The sequence below is a fragment of the Bacillus sp. Y3 genome, assembly GCF_008123875.1.
In the GTDB taxonomy this organism is placed as follows: domain Bacteria; phylum Bacillota; class Bacilli; order Bacillales; family Bacillaceae; genus Bacillus; species Bacillus altitudinis.
Map to the genome: position 1 here is coordinate 635,155 of NZ_VSSC01000003.1, position 15,371 is coordinate 650,525.

The window sequence follows — 15,371 nt, forward strand, 5'->3', positions numbered from 1 at the left end:
ACTCTATAGCCAAAGAACTGCTCCCCTTGTCAATCACTGATTTGATTTTGTACACCCCAGAATTCCTCCTTACTCATTTCATATTCTCCTTCTACTATACACCTTAATTTTTTAAGTTAGAGAAAGAATGTTCTTTCTATTTAACATTAATCTCTGCGATGACTGAGCAGGAGATTCGTAAGGCTGTTAAGAAGCTTGTCTTAATTAATGGTGTATTAGGATGAGATAAAGAGAAGAAAAAATGAAGGTTCATTAAAAAACGCCCTTCCAGTGGGAGGGGCTGTGTTATTAACTATTTTCTTTGGAGTATTTTTTTATCAATGATTCACTAATCCTGCTTACGATATAGATCGCAACCGCTAAAATTAGCATCAACGGAAACATACCTAAACGATTATCTGCAACATAAACAATGATCCCCACAATGATAGCTACTACGATTGCCGTTAAAAAATGCTTCACCGCCATCTCACCCCTTTGTTTAAATCATATACATTTTATTACATAAAAATTGGAATTAAAACACCTTTTTGCTTATAATAAATTATATTACATTTTCTTTAGATCTTTGTTTCTTGTTAGTATGTCTTTGGTGTTAATGCTTTCTGTCAACAGCACTCCTTTATTGGCGCAGCAGAATGAAGTGATTTCTAAAAATCAAATAAACTATGAACCTTCCCTATATGTTACTAGTGAGAACTTATTAAATAATGAATTGGAAGCTCGAGCAAAATGGGACGGACAATTCTCATCTAATTACACTATACCTTCTTATGTAGTTGCATCAGCTGCCACCTATGGGATGTTTCATATTACAAGATACTTAACCGCAACTTTACAGCTTGGACCTGCTGCAGCTGCTGCGTTTGCTTGGATGGTATCTGGTTATGTCTCGGCAAAAGGTGAAATAAAATTAAAAGCAGTACAAAAGTATAGATGGATTAAAAAGTATACTAAAGCTGAATACCAAGCAACCACAAAAATATATGTTAACGGCAAATACAAAACAACCACAACAAAAAAATGGATCTCGGAAGTAGATACTAACATCGATCGTGTTAAATAACAAAAAAGTCCCTTCATTATTATGGAAGGGCTTTTCAGTTTACTATTGTTACCCATCGTGATATTCAGAAGCAGACGTGATATACACATGCTTTCAAGGTTGTTTAAGTCTAGGCGTTTGTTTAAGTCTAATTCCAATATGTGATGAACCATGTCAGCAGGAAACACACGATCTTATTTTAAATAGCTTTGACAAAGGTAATTGTCTCGCATTAGAACAAGTTGTCTTGTCTGTTTCCATTCTCTTGATTTATAAAAACTTGTTGATTGTTTATCGCGAACATGTTTGTTGTAATACTTCGCTTCCTGTTGCTTGCCATCAGCATGAGTAGGACAATAACCATCCCTTGTTAACTCTCTACACCCTCGCACCTTACACTCCCTCAATGGTTTAGGTGGCATTGGATTCACCAGCTTTCCTCTCATCTATCATCGCAACCAAAACAAAGGCATGAAGATGCCCCACTTTCTGTACAGCATAAAACTCCCTATACTGCCTTTGATATGACGCTAGATAGGATCGAGCTGCTTCATAGGTCATCGACTGGCTGACATGTAGAAGGCTGTCTATAGCTTGCCTATCCCTCACACCATAAGACCCAAGCATCCCTACCCCCCTGATGATCTCCCCATCCGCCCATATACACCCCCTTTTATTAAGAGCTTTAAGACCGTTATATAATTGGTCTGTCCTTATTGCGTGTCCAATTGCTGTGTTAATGATTAGTTCCCTGAGTGAGCTGTCCACGTTGTGTCCCTCCCCAAAATAAAAAGCACCCCGAAGGATGCTTAAAAATTAACTTAATTCAAATAAACTTTTTGATTTCAAAAGATGTTTGTTCGTAAATGGAATCGACCTCATTTGGTTTGAGTTCTCTACCTTTTTTTATTTCATCTTTTATTCTCTTCCATTCAGATTTCAAGATAACTTGTTGATTGAAATAAATAGATTCACGAAGAGATTTTATCTTATCCATCTCATTTCCCTCAGTATTTGTTGACATAATCTCATCTAATAACTCCTTAGATTTATCATTAAGACTTCGAACCCATATCTCTTTTGGATTTAACAATAAGCTAATATTAGTTTTGGCTTTCTCTAACATGTAATATTTTTCATGGATGTAGCTTTTTTCTTCTTTAAGATTGAATGCAAAAAAAAGCTCATGAGTTAAATTATTAAAATCAACAAAATTTTTCCTTACACTATTTAACCATTCTATCCTTTGTTTTGTGAGTGCATCAATTACAGTGCTCCGAGTTGCATTCCTATAAGTAATCCATGCAGTAACACACACACCTATAAAGGCTAATATGGCACCTACTATAGAAAAAATCATCGTTAGTTGTGTATTACTTGAGGCTGTTTCTGCTGCTATTCTCGCCGCTTCAATATATTTATTTTCATCACTAGACATCTTATCCCTCCTTATACATATATCGGAAGGGATTGATTGATTTATAATAATTCAATAAAAAAGCGACTCCTCAATAGAAGACGCTCTCAATTTATCACCTAATACCATCATAACTGCTCTGAGACAAAATGCTATGCCAAGATCGTGCCAAAAGTGTGCCATTCTTAAGCCAAAACATCAATATCTATAAGGAATTTTTGATTGGTTAATATCTATTTCACTCAAATTATTTCGCTCCAAAAAGTATCTTAGACCTTCCTCGGATATATCCATTTTATTTTTTGGTCCAATTGTAACTCCTTTAATTTGACTGTCTTTAAGTTTAATTTTTATATAAGGGATAAATGCACCGTTTAAGATTCGACAATCATAATTTATATTTCCTGTTTTTGTTGGAACAATGGCAACTCTATGCTCTTCCTCTTGTTTAAAACACGCATCTTTAAAAAAAGCTGAAAATAACAGGAAAGTTATATGTAGACTAGTTGCTGTTTGAGTAATATACGGATCTTCCTCAAGGCTCTTTTTATCAAGATCAACGTACTTATTAAATAATCCTATATAATCATCAACTAGTTCATTTATAGCTTGGTGATGTGTTTTTTCATCATATATAACTTTAGATTTAAATAAACCATTGCGACCAGCAACTTTATCTTGATCTATGAAGAAGTCTGATCTGTAAGAGGTAAAATCAAATTTTATGTTATAACCATCATTTTTTGAATAATTTGACCAGAGTAAATTTGAATCCTCATTTTTAGATAAAGACAAAACATATGCTGGATATTCCAATTTAATTATAGTTTGTATTATCCACTCCACATAAAGAAAATCTAACGAAGCCTCTTTAACTCTCTCTACTAATATCTTATAAAATAAATTAAATGTATATTGTCGCTCTGTCTTGTCGTTTAAGAAATCTGAATGCGAAACCCAGAGTTCTTTATTCTTTATAATTCCTTCTAATCCGTGCACACTAGTATAATGATATAAAGGATTTAACTCTTGATCCATTTGTAGATAGTTATTAATTTTGTTATGCACATAATCAAATTCCATTCATAATCACCTTTTTTCTTTTAACATCGGTTTTTTAAAAGTATTTTTAAGACCACTAGAAAATTATTACATATCATTCAGAGCTGATAATTCAAAAAAATACACTTCATTAATTCATCATTTCTTTTAATGCTCCATTCTCTTACCAATAAAAAAGGCGACCTCCGCAATGGAAACCGCTCTCAATTTATCACCTAATACCATATTCCATTTCTTATATTAATCAAGTATTAACTTGCTGCTTTACTACTTGATCATAATTCTCTATACACTCTTCCAATAAAACCAAGGTTGCATATAACCTTCCAATGGATTTATGCCGCTTTGCATAAATACAAGTCCAAAAAACCATCAAAACCAAAAAAGGCACAGCAGCACTTACTAACACATATTGAATTACATGTTTAAAACTAGATAGAGAGTCAAACAACTCGTTAAAATTAATCTTTTTAATATCTTGACTGTCTAAATATTTACCAAAGATATTATTCATAAGTGACATAAAACTTGATACCATTGCCATTGATGCTGACATCATAACAGTTACCATAACAAGTATTATTGAAAAAGGCTGACTGTATAAAGATTGAGTGTCTTTCTCTACTTCTATAGAAGCTTCAATTCTTTTTAACATCATGTTTAATTCATCTTTATCATGATCTAAGATAATGTCTTTTTGTAATTTAACATCTTCGTCGAAAGTTGTTTTTAATATTTTTTTATACTTTTTTTTATAACGACCTTTTAAATATTTTGTAACAGCTTTAGATTCTCCAAGTTTCCTAGTCATATATGATCCCCCAGATGATATATCGACCTGTCATGTGAAAATTTTATTATTCGCAAATTTTGTCGAACGAAAAAACGACCTCTGCAATGGAAGCCGCTCTCAGACAAAATGCTTTGCCAATATCGTGCCAAAAGTGTGCCTTTTTCAAATCAATATAATTCAGGTTCATTATAATAATGAAATTCATCCTCTAATGGCCTTTCGCATTTTGTACAATGCATCCAGTAACCCCATTCTCCATTTACCGTATAAACTCCCGGATTATCCTGACACTTGCAGAAATCTTCTTCTTTAAACAAAGTAGTCCCTCCCACCATTTTCACATTAAAGTCCAAACTGATCCATTGACTCATCAATTCTCTTCAGCTTCTCCAAACTACGCTGCTTAGCTTCTTCACTTAGAAATACATCATCGAACCTTGAAGTTTTATAGGTATATGCCTTTTCAATATTTAATTTAGGTTTCAATATATTGATTATGTATGTTTCATAGATGTCTCTTTCCGTTTCATCATCACTAAAGAAACCACTCACTTCATAAAAGTTATGAGCCACATCTTTCAGCGATGTTGTCCCTGCGAAATGTCCTTTCACTCTACCTCTCAATTCTTTTGCCTTACCAACATACAAAACGTCATCATTACATCCAAAGATGATATATATCCCGCTTCGATGTGGAATGTTATGCAGTTCACCCTTTTTAAAACTGAATATCATTTGAGGAATTTCAATCTTGATAGACATCAATATTTCTCTCCTTCTCACTACACCATAACATATAGTGTGTTGTACTCGCGGAATCGCTGTAACCCTTAATACATAAAGGTAATTCTAAACCTCTCTAACGACTGCACTCTATGATATTTTTTGATGTAGTAATATTTTAACAATTATATCTTAAACTTCATCATTGCGTAATCCATATTGTCTTGATTAATTCCGATGTACCTCAATGTGATATCTGGACTAGAATGATTGAATATTTCTTGTAGTATGGCCACATCCTTTGTCTTTTTATAGAAATGGTAGCCGAAGGTCTTCCTTAATGTGTGCGCCTATTTCAGTAATGTTTACTTGTTCAGCTGCTTCTCTAAGAATGCGGTATGCCACTGATTTATCTATAGCTTTATTTTCCCCTTGCCTGCTTAGAGCAAAGTCAGCATAAATTTCATAATTATACATTTCTACGGCGTGCATGTAGAGCATAATCAAGATGCGGCGTTCTTCTTGCATAAGACGATTAAAGAGAGAAAATAGTCTTACATTTAATCAATTGTCACAATAGGATTTAAGTGTTCAGGAAAGTCTTCCCAAAATCCAATTAATGCTTTTGTATATTTCTTAAAACCAACCTTCTCAATATCGAAAACAATCTCACTATTGGTTGTTAGCTCAACGTCCATAAGTCTCTCGTCACCAAGGTAACCTTTTAAGAACAAGTCTGGATTCTTATTATACAGCCTATTAGCAGAACGCCCGTCTCCGTGCTTGTATGTGTTCACAAGATCAGCTAATAGTTCTACCGTCTCCCATTGGGAAGTCTTTGTTAAATCGTACTTTAAAAATTCGTACGCTTCTTTTATTTGAGCCATATTAAAACCAAATTTAGAGAATTTCTCTTTAGTTTTTATCGGACTTGTTCTATGGTTTAGCTCCGAATAAATAAATCCTCTCAATTGCTGCTCAAAAATTTGATATGCTGTTGCTAACAACGATAATTGGAAATTGTATTCCATGAGTTTTTCAGCTTTGGAATACTCGTAAGATTTCATTTCAATTTGTTCAAAAATGTGACTAGGGTCAACGATTTCATAATTGTAGGCAGTTCCGTATTCTTCAGCCAATCTTTCTTTATAATCATTTGCAGAACCTTCAATATCATTAAAAAGGGTCTCCATTGTTGTACCGAACTTTTCTTGCAATTTTTTATAAATTAAAATGAATTGCTCTCTTTTATGTTTAGGTACCACACGTTCAACTGAACCTGTTCGCTCATTCGTTCTCCCTCCTTACACTTTATCTGGCTTATCTAAATTCCAATACGGTGCATTTACCGAACTACTCGCAGTCGACCTTGCTCCTTTTGAAGTGTTACATGGTTGACACAACAACTGAAAGTTGGAAGCGTCATTGCTGCCATACAAGTCCAATGGAACAATATGGTCAATGTGCTTTGTGTTTTGTGTTCTGATCAAGTTGGAAAGGTCACAACGACATGCTGGATTTGAGCAAGTTCCTTTGTCTCGATAAAAAACAGCTTCGGTCAACCATTTCGGAAAGTAAACTCGTTTAATCCGTTTCTTACTTGTAACATACTCTGGATATTGCTCCTCAATTTCGTCCATGTGTTTTTGAATAAATGCAGAAAGCTCCAAATGAAAATCATGCAAGAACTTTCTATCTTGAAAAATAAATTGAAATGCTGCGTGAACAATCAGTTCATCAATTTCTTCTTGGTGTTCATTTATGTAGTCCATTAGCTGTTCAACAATATCTCTACAATTACATTCTTCATGATATTCGTCTTTACAACTTTTAAAGACTGGAGTCGGTATGTTTGGTTGCAAGTTTACTCCTTCAAGTGTTCTCACCATGAAGTTATAAATCCATTCTAGCTCGTCGACGTTTTTATATATTTTGTCCAATTCATCTTCAATGTCTTGAAAGAAATACAAATAGTGATGAATTGCCGTCATTTTATTTGGTTTAACAATACTCTCAATAATTTCGTCTTTGAAACAAGAAAATGCTTCTGAACTATAATCCCAAAAATTCGAAACAGCTAATCCTGCTAAACCAATACCAGAACTGAGAGCTAAATGTTCGTCTTTTGCTGCCATAAATTCCTCACCTCTTTGCTCACTTAGTTGAAGGAGTCTTTCTACTGACCAAGTATGTTTCTAAAAGATAAATACAAAGTGTTCCACTTAAATTGATTGTAAATTTTGCGTGTCGTTCACTTGGCTTATAATAGATTTTCCACTTACCGTGTGAGTCACCGTAAGCATTTCTCAATGCTCCAAGTCCTGTTACAACCCCATTAATTGAACCAAGAACTTGTTTAAAAATTTCTTCACCATGTTGGTCTGGAGACATATTAAGCAATTGAGCAACCTTCTTATATAATTGGTTCAAGTTGTCCGTTTCTTTATATTCTTCTCCAATGTCGTCTAGAATCCATTTCAATGTACTTTCAACCATCGCTCTTGTTGCAGTAATTGCGTCTTCTAGATCAGTCTTTGCTTGACTTAAAGCTCTATTCCAATCATTCTCAACGTGTTGAATGTTGTACTCCCCAGTGAAGCTCTCAAGTTCATGTGGAATGAATGTAGAGTTTTCATATTGAACCTTCCCATTTGCAAAAGCATAGCCATCGCGTTCTAACAACTTTACAAATTGCTTCCAAGTTGTATCGTTTTGAAAGTATTCGTTTTCTTCATTTTCGAGGTAGAACATTTCGATTACATTGAACAATTTTCGTAGATCGCTAGGATTATTTAAATTAATCGAAGAAACGTAAGAGTCAGCAAGTAAACGTCTTTGTCCACTTAAAGTGGAAACATGATTTTCAGCTTCAAAAATGTATTCACATTCAAAAAGCTTTTGAATGGTTGCAAGTGTGCCGTAGCCTGTTAGTAAGTCATAAAAAGTGTGGATTGTCCGTTTATTTAACAAAAGTATTCCCCCAATCTCTATAATTCAAATTATTACAAAAAAGGACACTTTAGGCTAGTAGTTTACAAAGAAAAAAGCTCTCCACAAGGGAAAGCTTTAAATTTTCACCAATAGATATTTATTTTCAGTAAAGTTCACTATCTCTCCAATACAACTCTCTTGGTTATCCCTAGTTGGTCTAATTCCGTCTATATAAATGTCTACTAATGCTTTAGCGAGTATTTTTATATTTGGTTGATTTAATTCAAGCATGGAAAGTAATATTTTTATTTCTCGATCAGTTTCTCTTTTTTTACTAGATTATCGACTTTTATTTTGAGATTGTTCAAAAAATCAACTTCAATCCAAGCATTATTAAAACAACGGCTGAAAAAAGTCTTCAGGCATTTTAGCCGAGTTAATTTTGTTTGATTGCTAACATTCATAGAAGACAACCATAAATAAATATGGTCTGCTGTCAATTCCTCAATTACTTTTACTCCAGCGAATTTATTGAAATGGGTCACATGAAGCTCTTAAATACTTATTGTGCGTTCTCTTAGTCCTGCTACCTTCATTTGACGAAGGACAGCTGCAAGTACTTTTTCTACTGGATAACCTTGCATAACTTTGCACTCTTGTTTTGCGTTGAAAATGTCAGAAAGATCAGTTTTCACAGTTAATGTTTTTTCTTTTTGAAATAAAAAATAAACCTCCTAATTTGTTTGTTGACCGATTCTTCGACCGTTTCAACTAACGAATTAAAAGGCTTATACAATACGGCATTAACACCGTTTATATGTAAGTATTATGACGTCCCAGGAGAGATTCGAACTCCCGACCGACGGCTTAGAAGGCCGTTGCTCTATCCTGCTGAGCTACTGGGACATGTTGTTATGTAGTGTGCTTTGGCGTATTACCTCAGCGACAAGATTTATTATATTACTATTGTTCTTTAAAGTCAACGGTTTTTCGAAAGTTTTTTCATAAGGGGCAAATGCTGCACCCTTATGAAATACCTTCCAATGTGACAGTGTTTTCGAGGTCTTGTATGACGTGACCTTCGTCCGTGAAAAACTGTACGTTTGCTTCGCTTCCATCTAGTGTCAGTATAGCATAGCTGCGCTCTTTGCGCACTCTTGGCAGGTGCACGCTGCCTGGGTTAATGAGGAGTTTTCCTCTTAGCAGTTCACTGCCAGGGATGTGCGAGTGGCCAAAGCAGATAATGTCTGCGCCTAGCTCTTCTGCACGGTAGTAGACTTGAAGCAAGGATTGTTTGATGCCATGCAGATGTCCGTGAGTGAGAAATAGTTTTCCGCCTCCATCCAGTGGGAGCAGGAGCTCTTCTTCAAAATCGCCCATAAAGTCACAATTTCCTTTGACGACTTTGTATCCTTCGAGTGCTGGGTGGTTCGTTTCGAGTTCTGAATCTCCGCAGTGAATCATCATGTCCACTTCAGCCGCATGCCGTTTGGCAATGGTTTGAAGTTCGTCTGTGAGTCCATGACTGTCACTAATGATGAGTATCTTCATGGCTTCATTCCCCCTTATTCATTTGCGTCTAGCAATGATGAAAGCTTTTGAAGCGCGACCGCTCGATGGCTGATCTTGTTTTTTTCCTCTGGTGATAACTCGGCCATCGTCTGGTCTTTGTCTTTGACGATGAAAATTGGGTCGTATCCGAAGCCGTTTTCGCCGATCGGTTCTTCTGCGATAAAGCCTTCTACTGATCCTTCTACCGTTTTTGTTTCTTTCCCCGGTATACTGACAGCAAGGGCACATCTAAATCTAGCAGTGCGGTCTTCTTTTTCAATGCCTTGCAGCTCACTTAGCACCTTTTCCACGTTCTCGGCATCGTCTTTATGCTCGCCCGCGTACCTCGCTGAATAGACGCCAGGTTTTCCGCCAAGGTAATCAATCGACAGACCCGAGTCGTCTGCAATCACCATTTCACCTGCTTTGGCTTGAATGGCCTCGGCTTTGATGATCGCATTTTCTTCAAAGGTATGTCCTGTTTCTTCGATCTCTTTCGTAAATCCGATGTCCGCAAGTGTTTTGACCGTGAATCCTTTTGGCTCAAGAATGGCTTTGAATTCTTTCGCTTTGCCCGCATTGTGCGTTGCGATGATGGCAGTTTTCATCCTGATCAAACCCTTCTCTTTATTCGATAACTTCTCCTGTCACTGCTTTTTGCTTTTCAATTAATTCTTTGATGCCTTTTTCGGCTAAATCAAGCAGTCCGTTTAGTTGTTCTCTTGAGAATGTCGCTTCTTCGCCAGTACCTTGAAGTTCAACAAAGCGTCCAGCGCCTGTCATAATGACATTCATATCCACTTCAGCTGAAGAATCTTCTTCATAATTTAAATCTAACAGAAGTCCCTGTTTAGAATCAATTCCGACGGATATCGCGGCTAAATAATCAGTGATCGGATTTTCTTTCAAAACGCCTTCTGATTGAAGCTTTTGAATCGCTAGTGTCATGGCCACAAATGCACCTGTGATAGAAGCTGTGCGTGTTCCGCCGTCTGCTTGAATAACATCACAATCAATCCAAATGGTGCGTTCACCAAGCTTTTCTAAATCAACGACAGCGCGCAGAGCTCGTCCAATTAAACGCTGGATCTCCATTGTACGTCCTGTGACTTTTCCTTTAGATGATTCTCTTATCGTTCTTTGAGCTGTTGCTCTTGGAAGCATGCTATATTCTGCTGTAATCCAGCCTTTTCCTTCTCCTCTTAAAAAAGGAGGTACGCGGTCCTCGATAGATGCGTTACAAATCACCTTCGTATTTCCCGCTGAGATTAAGACAGAGCCTTCTGGGTGCGTAATATAGCCTGCCTGTATTTCAATTTTTCTTAATTCGTCGTATTGTCTTTCATCTAATCTCATGTTTTACCTCCGTTACAATATACATTCCGCGCGGGTGTCAGCGGGGTTCTCCTATTAACTTTGACAACCTCGATCCGTTCTAATCGCTTGGAATAAAAAAGAGGCAGCGAATGTGCATGCCTCTTTTTATCCATTATATCAATGTGTGACGTTAAAAACTACCTGTATTCACTTGTTCTGGTCGTGAAACCGGCTTTGTAAGCTCTGTTCCTTTTTCGTTCACAAGCTCTGCCTTTCCGTTTACCTTCACAGACACGCTTTTCACATCTGGCAGCTCTGTTAATGTCAGCACAATGCTATCAAGAACTTTTTGTGATATGACCTTTTTCTTTTCATCTGCACTACCAAAAATGGATTCATTGAAATCAAGGGTCACATGACCGTCTTTTACTTTCGGGACATCATTTAGCTTCACATCTTGATCAAAGTCTGTCAGCAATTGGCTTGTTTTGCTTGGCCCAGAGACGAGCTCATCAATGGCTGCTGTAATTGGATCATCCTCGTCTTTTGGTGCTCTTTTGGTCACCGGGACATAGTACGTCTGTTCATCAGATTCAGCTAAATAGTAGACGGTCACAGGCTTTGTCGATGTCATATCAGCCGCAGCCTCGTGCTGAATATTAATGCCGTCCTCTCTGCTTAAATCATCTGAAATCGGCGTCCCATTCACAGGCATTTCTTTTAATTCATGGCCATTCATCTTTAATTTGACTTTCGCTACTGAGTCAAACTGCGTTAATGTCCAAGTGACTGATTGCAAAATGCGCTGTTCGTCTTCTTTTTTATAGTTTTTGAATTCATTTGAGAAATCAACAACCGCAGTGCCATCTTTAATATCGACAGATACGCTCGTGTCCGCCGGCAGCACGGCTCTGAATCCATTTGGCATCAGGTTAGAAATCGGTCCCCCGTCTACGAGGTATTCAAGTGTTTGTTTCGCACTTCCTTCGTTTTTCGGCAGCGGAATGGATTGAGACACAACATAGCCATTTTTATCAATTAAATATAATTCTCTCATGACGGTATCTGCTTGCTTCTCTTCTTTTCCTTCTTTCGCTGTTTGTTTCTCTTCTTTATTTTCTTTCACAAACGTGACATTTTGTGGTGGATCAATCTCTGTTTTCGCTTGGTCTGTTTGAAACAATCCGCATCCTGATAAAAGCATGGCTGACGCAATACACGTAACAGCTGCTGTAGTTCCTTTTTTCAGCATACTTCACCCTCCTCTAGTGGTTTGTACTAGTATGTATACGAGCTCCCTCAGAGGATTAGACCCTTTTCATAAAAAAATAACCCACTTCCATGAGAAGTAGGTTATTGCTGATATACGTGTTCAAGCGAAACCGTTTCGACCTTTCCTGGCAGGTAGCCGAACCAGTCTTGAGCGATGTTTTGAAAGTTTTGTTGCTGCCCTGTTGTGTAAATCGTATGAACAGGCTCTTCCTTCGAGTCATTTAACAGCCCTTTATATGAAAGAATGGTGCTCGCTTCTCTCGCTGTCTCGTCTCCTGAAGAAATGATGTTGACGCCACTGCCCATAAAGCGCTGAATCGGTTCTTTTAAAATCGGGTAGTGTGTGCAGCCCAGAATGAGTGTATCAATGCCTGTTTCTTTCATCGGTTCAAGAGAAGCTTTTACGACTTCATCTGCTGCATGATCTAAAAACGTACCACTTTCCACAAATGGCACAAGCAATGGACATGCCAAACTTTGAACAGTTAGTCCTGCTTTTAAAGAAAGCAGTGCTTCTTTATAGGCCTCACTTTTGATCGTATTGACTGTGCCGATGACGCCAATATGCTGATTGTTTGTGACCTTGATCGCTGTGCGGGCTCCGGGCTGGATTACGCCAATGACCGGGATATCAAGTGTTGCTTTAATTTCATCAAGTGCTATCGCCGTCGCAGTGTTACACGCAATGACAAGCATTTTAATATGGTGATGTCTTAATAGGTAGTGTGCCATTTCCCATGTATATTGAAGAACCTCTTCTTCTGCTCGAGGGCCGTATGGACATCGTTTTGTGTCGCCTACATAAATAATCTTTTCTTTTGGCAGTTGTCTCATGATTTCCTTCGCAACGGTTAAACCGCCTACGCCGGAATCAATCACGCCGATTGGTTGATCCAACAAAATCGCCTCATTTTCTTTTCATTTGCTGCTGTAGTTTCGTTAAAGATTGGTTGAAAACGATGGCTTCTTCTTCTGAGAAAGCCCCTAGAAGTTCACTGACGTATTCTTGGCGTTTGACAATCACTTCTTGAATGATCCGCTCACCTTCAGGCAATAAATGAATGCGAACCACGCGGCGGTCAGACGGATCTTTCACCCGTTCAACAAGTTCACTTTTTTCCATTCGATCAATTAAATCGGTTGTCGTGCTGCATGCCAAATACATCTTTTGTGATAACTCACCTATTGTCATATCTCCGAATTCATAAAGCCACTGAAGCCCTACAAATTGAGGAGGTGTAATCGTATATTGATTCAGAATTTCTCTACCTTTTTGCTTAATGATTGCAGCAATATGACGCAATGATTTTTCAATTTCTGCAACATGGCCTGACTCATTCGTTTCCATTTCATTGATACCTCACTATAGCATCTCACTTTGATTAAAACGTACATTCCTATTTTCCTTGTTTTTCAATGAAATTGCAAGAAGAGACTCATGGAAACCATATAGAAATAACCGGCTCCTCCCTGGTGCGGAAGGAAAACCGGCTGACGTTAGAGCTCTAGCTCACCCATACGCAGAAGCTCGACTACGGCCTGTGAACGACCTTTGACTCCTAGCTTTTGCATGGCATTCGAAATATGATTTCGAACAGTCTTTTCGCTAATAAAAAGCTCGCTTGCAATTTCTTTTGTTGTTTTATCTTGGACGAGCAATTCGAATACTTCTCTTTCTCTTTTGGTTAATAGCGGCTTGGATTGAAACTCTTTCTCCTTCAAGTATTGTAACCCTCCTTGCTAAGGTGAGAGCTCTAGTCTCTATAGAATGGGATTCTGTATAGTCGAGATATCATATGCCGGGTACTTGAGGTAGGTGACGTTAAAATCGAGAATTCCCGTAGATGAGCGTCCAATTTGCTCCCCTTCAAACCGCACAAAAAAGGACGAGTCCCCTATAGAGACATCGTCCTTGATCAAACAAGCTTTTAAAATATCGAAATGGCTCCTGTTAAAAGAGCAATAAGTGTTGTAAACAGGGCTGTGAGTACGGTCCATAACAGTGCGTACTTTTGCAAATCACCGATATCTTTATTCAGCATACTCACAAGTAGTAATGTGGAAGCCACAAGCGGACTCAGTAAATGGACAGGCTGTCCGATAATAGAGGCGCGCGCAATTTCTACTGGATCAATTCCGTAAGCTGCGCCGGCTTCAGCTAAGATTGGCAGCACCCCGAAATAATACGCATCATTTGAAAGAACAAATGTAAATGGCATACTCGTCAACGCGACAATGAGTGGAAAAAATGAGCTGTATGAATCTGGAATCATGTAAATGACCAAGTGAGCAATGGACTCCACCATTTTTGTTCCCGAAAAAATGCCTGTGAAAATTCCTGCTGCAAACACAAGGGTAATGACCGTTAAGGCATTTCCTGCATGCGATAAAATCCGCTCACGCTGATCTTCAACTTTTGGATAGTTGATCATAAGCGCAATGACAAAGCCAATGAGAAAGAGTACAGGAATCGGTACGATATCCAATACAAGTGTCACCATGACAGCAATCGTCAGGAAGAAGTTGACCCAAATCAGGTTTGGTCTCTTCATATCTGCAACGCCATCTTCAATTGATGCCGCCAATTCAGGAGAGATCGAGACCTCTTCTTTATACTGAATCTCGGCAACCCCAATGCGCTTCCGTTCTTTTTTTCCAAGAACATACGCTGTAAAAAGGATAAAAAGACCGCCCCCTATCATCGTCGGGAGTAATGGAATGAAGAATTCCGCTGCATCTAAACCAAGTGCAGCAATCGCACGAGTGGCTGGACCGCCCCAAGGCGTCATTCCACTCATAATGCCTAATGATAATAATGAAATCGTCCCTAAAATCAGTGGGTTCATCCCAATTCTTAAGAAAAGTGGCAGCATAGCTGATACGGTAATCATGTACGTTGTCGTTCCATCACCATCTAATGCAACAAGCATAGACAAAATCGCTACCCCAAAAGCAATTTTCACCGGATCGCCTTTCACAAGACGTAAAATCAGTTTGATCAATGGGTCAAACAATCCAGCATCCAGCATGACACCGAAGAATAAGATGGCAAATAACAATAAAGCAGCAGATGGTGCAACGGTCTTGAGTCCATCAAGCATCATGTCCCCTAATCCGCTGTAAAATCCACCGATTAATGCAAAGATGATTGGCACAACGGTTAGAGCCACCACCGGATGCATACGTTTTGTCATAATAAGAAATGTAAAAGTCACAACCATCAAGATCCCTAAAATAGCTAGCACTTCATATCCCTCCAT

General features: G+C 37.9%; 17 protein-coding genes, 1 tRNA gene and 2 pseudogenes. 1 reads left to right on the forward strand and 19 read right to left on the reverse strand.

Annotated elements, in window-relative coordinates:
- Window positions 1–592: 592 nt before the first annotated feature.
- Entirely contained in the window at window positions 593–1,066 is a 474-nt protein-coding gene (locus FXF70_RS19045; protein WP_187424762.1) for a hypothetical protein, read from the forward strand.
- Between the two features lie 83 nt (window positions 1,067–1,149).
- Here FXF70_RS19045 and FXF70_RS19215 read toward each other — a convergent pair.
- The 19 genes and pseudogenes from FXF70_RS19215 to FXF70_RS08460 all read right to left on the reverse strand — a co-directional run.
- Window positions 1,150–1,467 (reverse strand): annotated as a pseudogene (locus tag FXF70_RS19215) (HNH endonuclease); the annotation flags it as partial.
- Window positions 1,457–1,672 (reverse strand): hypothetical protein, encoded by a 216-nt coding sequence (locus FXF70_RS19220; protein WP_262368818.1) that lies wholly within the window; start codon window positions 1,670–1,672, stop codon window positions 1,457–1,459. The gene FXF70_RS19220 and the pseudogene FXF70_RS19215, both read right to left, overlap by 11 nt.
- 199 nt (window positions 1,673–1,871) lie before the next feature.
- The gene (locus tag FXF70_RS08380; protein WP_148780099.1) at window positions 1,872–2,483 is read right to left on the reverse strand and encodes a hypothetical protein; all 612 of its coding nucleotides are present in this window, start codon (window positions 2,481–2,483) and stop codon (window positions 1,872–1,874) included.
- Between the two features lie 177 nt (window positions 2,484–2,660).
- Window positions 2,661–3,545, reverse strand: coding sequence for a DUF2971 domain-containing protein (locus FXF70_RS08385; protein WP_148780100.1), 885 nt, complete (start codon window positions 3,543–3,545; stop codon window positions 2,661–2,663).
- A gap of 223 nt (window positions 3,546–3,768) precedes the next feature.
- Window positions 3,769–4,335: a hypothetical protein gene (locus tag FXF70_RS08390; RefSeq protein ID WP_148780101.1), complete on the reverse strand. Its 567-nt coding sequence runs from the start codon at window positions 4,333–4,335 to the stop codon at window positions 3,769–3,771.
- A gap of 324 nt (window positions 4,336–4,659) precedes the next feature.
- Window positions 4,660–5,079, reverse strand: a complete 420-nt coding sequence (locus FXF70_RS08395) for a nucleotide excision repair endonuclease (protein WP_148780102.1) — start codon at window positions 5,077–5,079, stop codon at window positions 4,660–4,662.
- Between the two features lie 146 nt (window positions 5,080–5,225).
- Window positions 5,226–5,481 (reverse strand): annotated as a pseudogene (locus FXF70_RS08400) (tyrosine-type recombinase/integrase); the annotation flags it as partial.
- 119 nt (window positions 5,482–5,600) lie between these two features.
- A complete protein-coding gene (locus FXF70_RS08405) occupies window positions 5,601–6,305 on the reverse strand; it encodes a hypothetical protein (protein WP_148780103.1) in 705 nt (234 codons plus the stop codon).
- Window positions 6,306–6,344: 39 nt separating this feature from the next.
- A complete protein-coding gene (locus FXF70_RS08410; RefSeq protein WP_148780104.1) occupies window positions 6,345–7,175 on the reverse strand; it encodes an HNH endonuclease in 831 nt (276 codons plus the stop codon).
- Between the two features lie 19 nt (window positions 7,176–7,194).
- Complete coding sequence (locus FXF70_RS19225; RefSeq protein WP_148780105.1) at window positions 7,195–8,010, reverse strand: abortive infection family protein; 816 nt, start codon at window positions 8,008–8,010, stop codon at window positions 7,195–7,197.
- Window positions 8,011–8,803: 793 nt separating this feature from the next.
- A tRNA-Arg gene (locus FXF70_RS08420) sits at window positions 8,804–8,877 on the reverse strand.
- Window positions 8,878–8,997: 120 nt separating this feature from the next.
- Window positions 8,998–9,522 carry a YfcE family phosphodiesterase gene (locus FXF70_RS08425; RefSeq protein ID WP_008345914.1) on the reverse strand — a complete coding sequence of 175 codons (525 nt, stop codon included), beginning with the start codon at window positions 9,520–9,522 and terminating at the stop codon, window positions 8,998–9,000.
- A 14-nt stretch (window positions 9,523–9,536) separates the two neighbouring features.
- Complete coding sequence (locus FXF70_RS08430) at window positions 9,537–10,139, reverse strand: XTP/dITP diphosphatase (protein WP_148780106.1); 603 nt, start codon at window positions 10,137–10,139, stop codon at window positions 9,537–9,539.
- A gap of 10 nt (window positions 10,140–10,149) precedes the next feature.
- Window positions 10,150–10,878 (reverse strand): ribonuclease PH, encoded by a 729-nt coding sequence (rph, locus tag FXF70_RS08435; protein ID WP_007501599.1) that lies wholly within the window; start codon window positions 10,876–10,878, stop codon window positions 10,150–10,152.
- Between the two features lie 151 nt (window positions 10,879–11,029).
- The gene (locus tag FXF70_RS08440; RefSeq protein ID WP_048003339.1) at window positions 11,030–12,091 is read right to left on the reverse strand and encodes a GerMN domain-containing protein; all 1,062 of its coding nucleotides are present in this window, start codon (window positions 12,089–12,091) and stop codon (window positions 11,030–11,032) included.
- A gap of 101 nt (window positions 12,092–12,192) precedes the next feature.
- A complete protein-coding gene (racE, locus tag FXF70_RS08445) occupies window positions 12,193–13,011 on the reverse strand; it encodes a glutamate racemase (protein WP_206677428.1) in 819 nt (272 codons plus the stop codon).
- 7 nt (window positions 13,012–13,018) lie between these two features.
- On the reverse strand, window positions 13,019–13,459 hold the full coding sequence (locus FXF70_RS08450; protein ID WP_007501606.1) for a MarR family winged helix-turn-helix transcriptional regulator: 441 nt from the start codon (window positions 13,457–13,459) through the stop codon (window positions 13,019–13,021).
- 149 nt (window positions 13,460–13,608) lie between these two features.
- On the reverse strand, window positions 13,609–13,833 hold the full coding sequence (gene gerE / locus FXF70_RS08455; RefSeq protein ID WP_003184172.1) for a spore germination transcription factor GerE: 225 nt from the start codon (window positions 13,831–13,833) through the stop codon (window positions 13,609–13,611).
- Between the two features lie 206 nt (window positions 13,834–14,039).
- On the reverse strand, window positions 14,040–15,356 hold the full coding sequence (locus tag FXF70_RS08460; RefSeq protein WP_025207747.1) for a CitMHS family transporter: 1,317 nt from the start codon (window positions 15,354–15,356) through the stop codon (window positions 14,040–14,042).
- Between the last annotated feature and the right edge of the window lie 15 nt (window positions 15,357–15,371).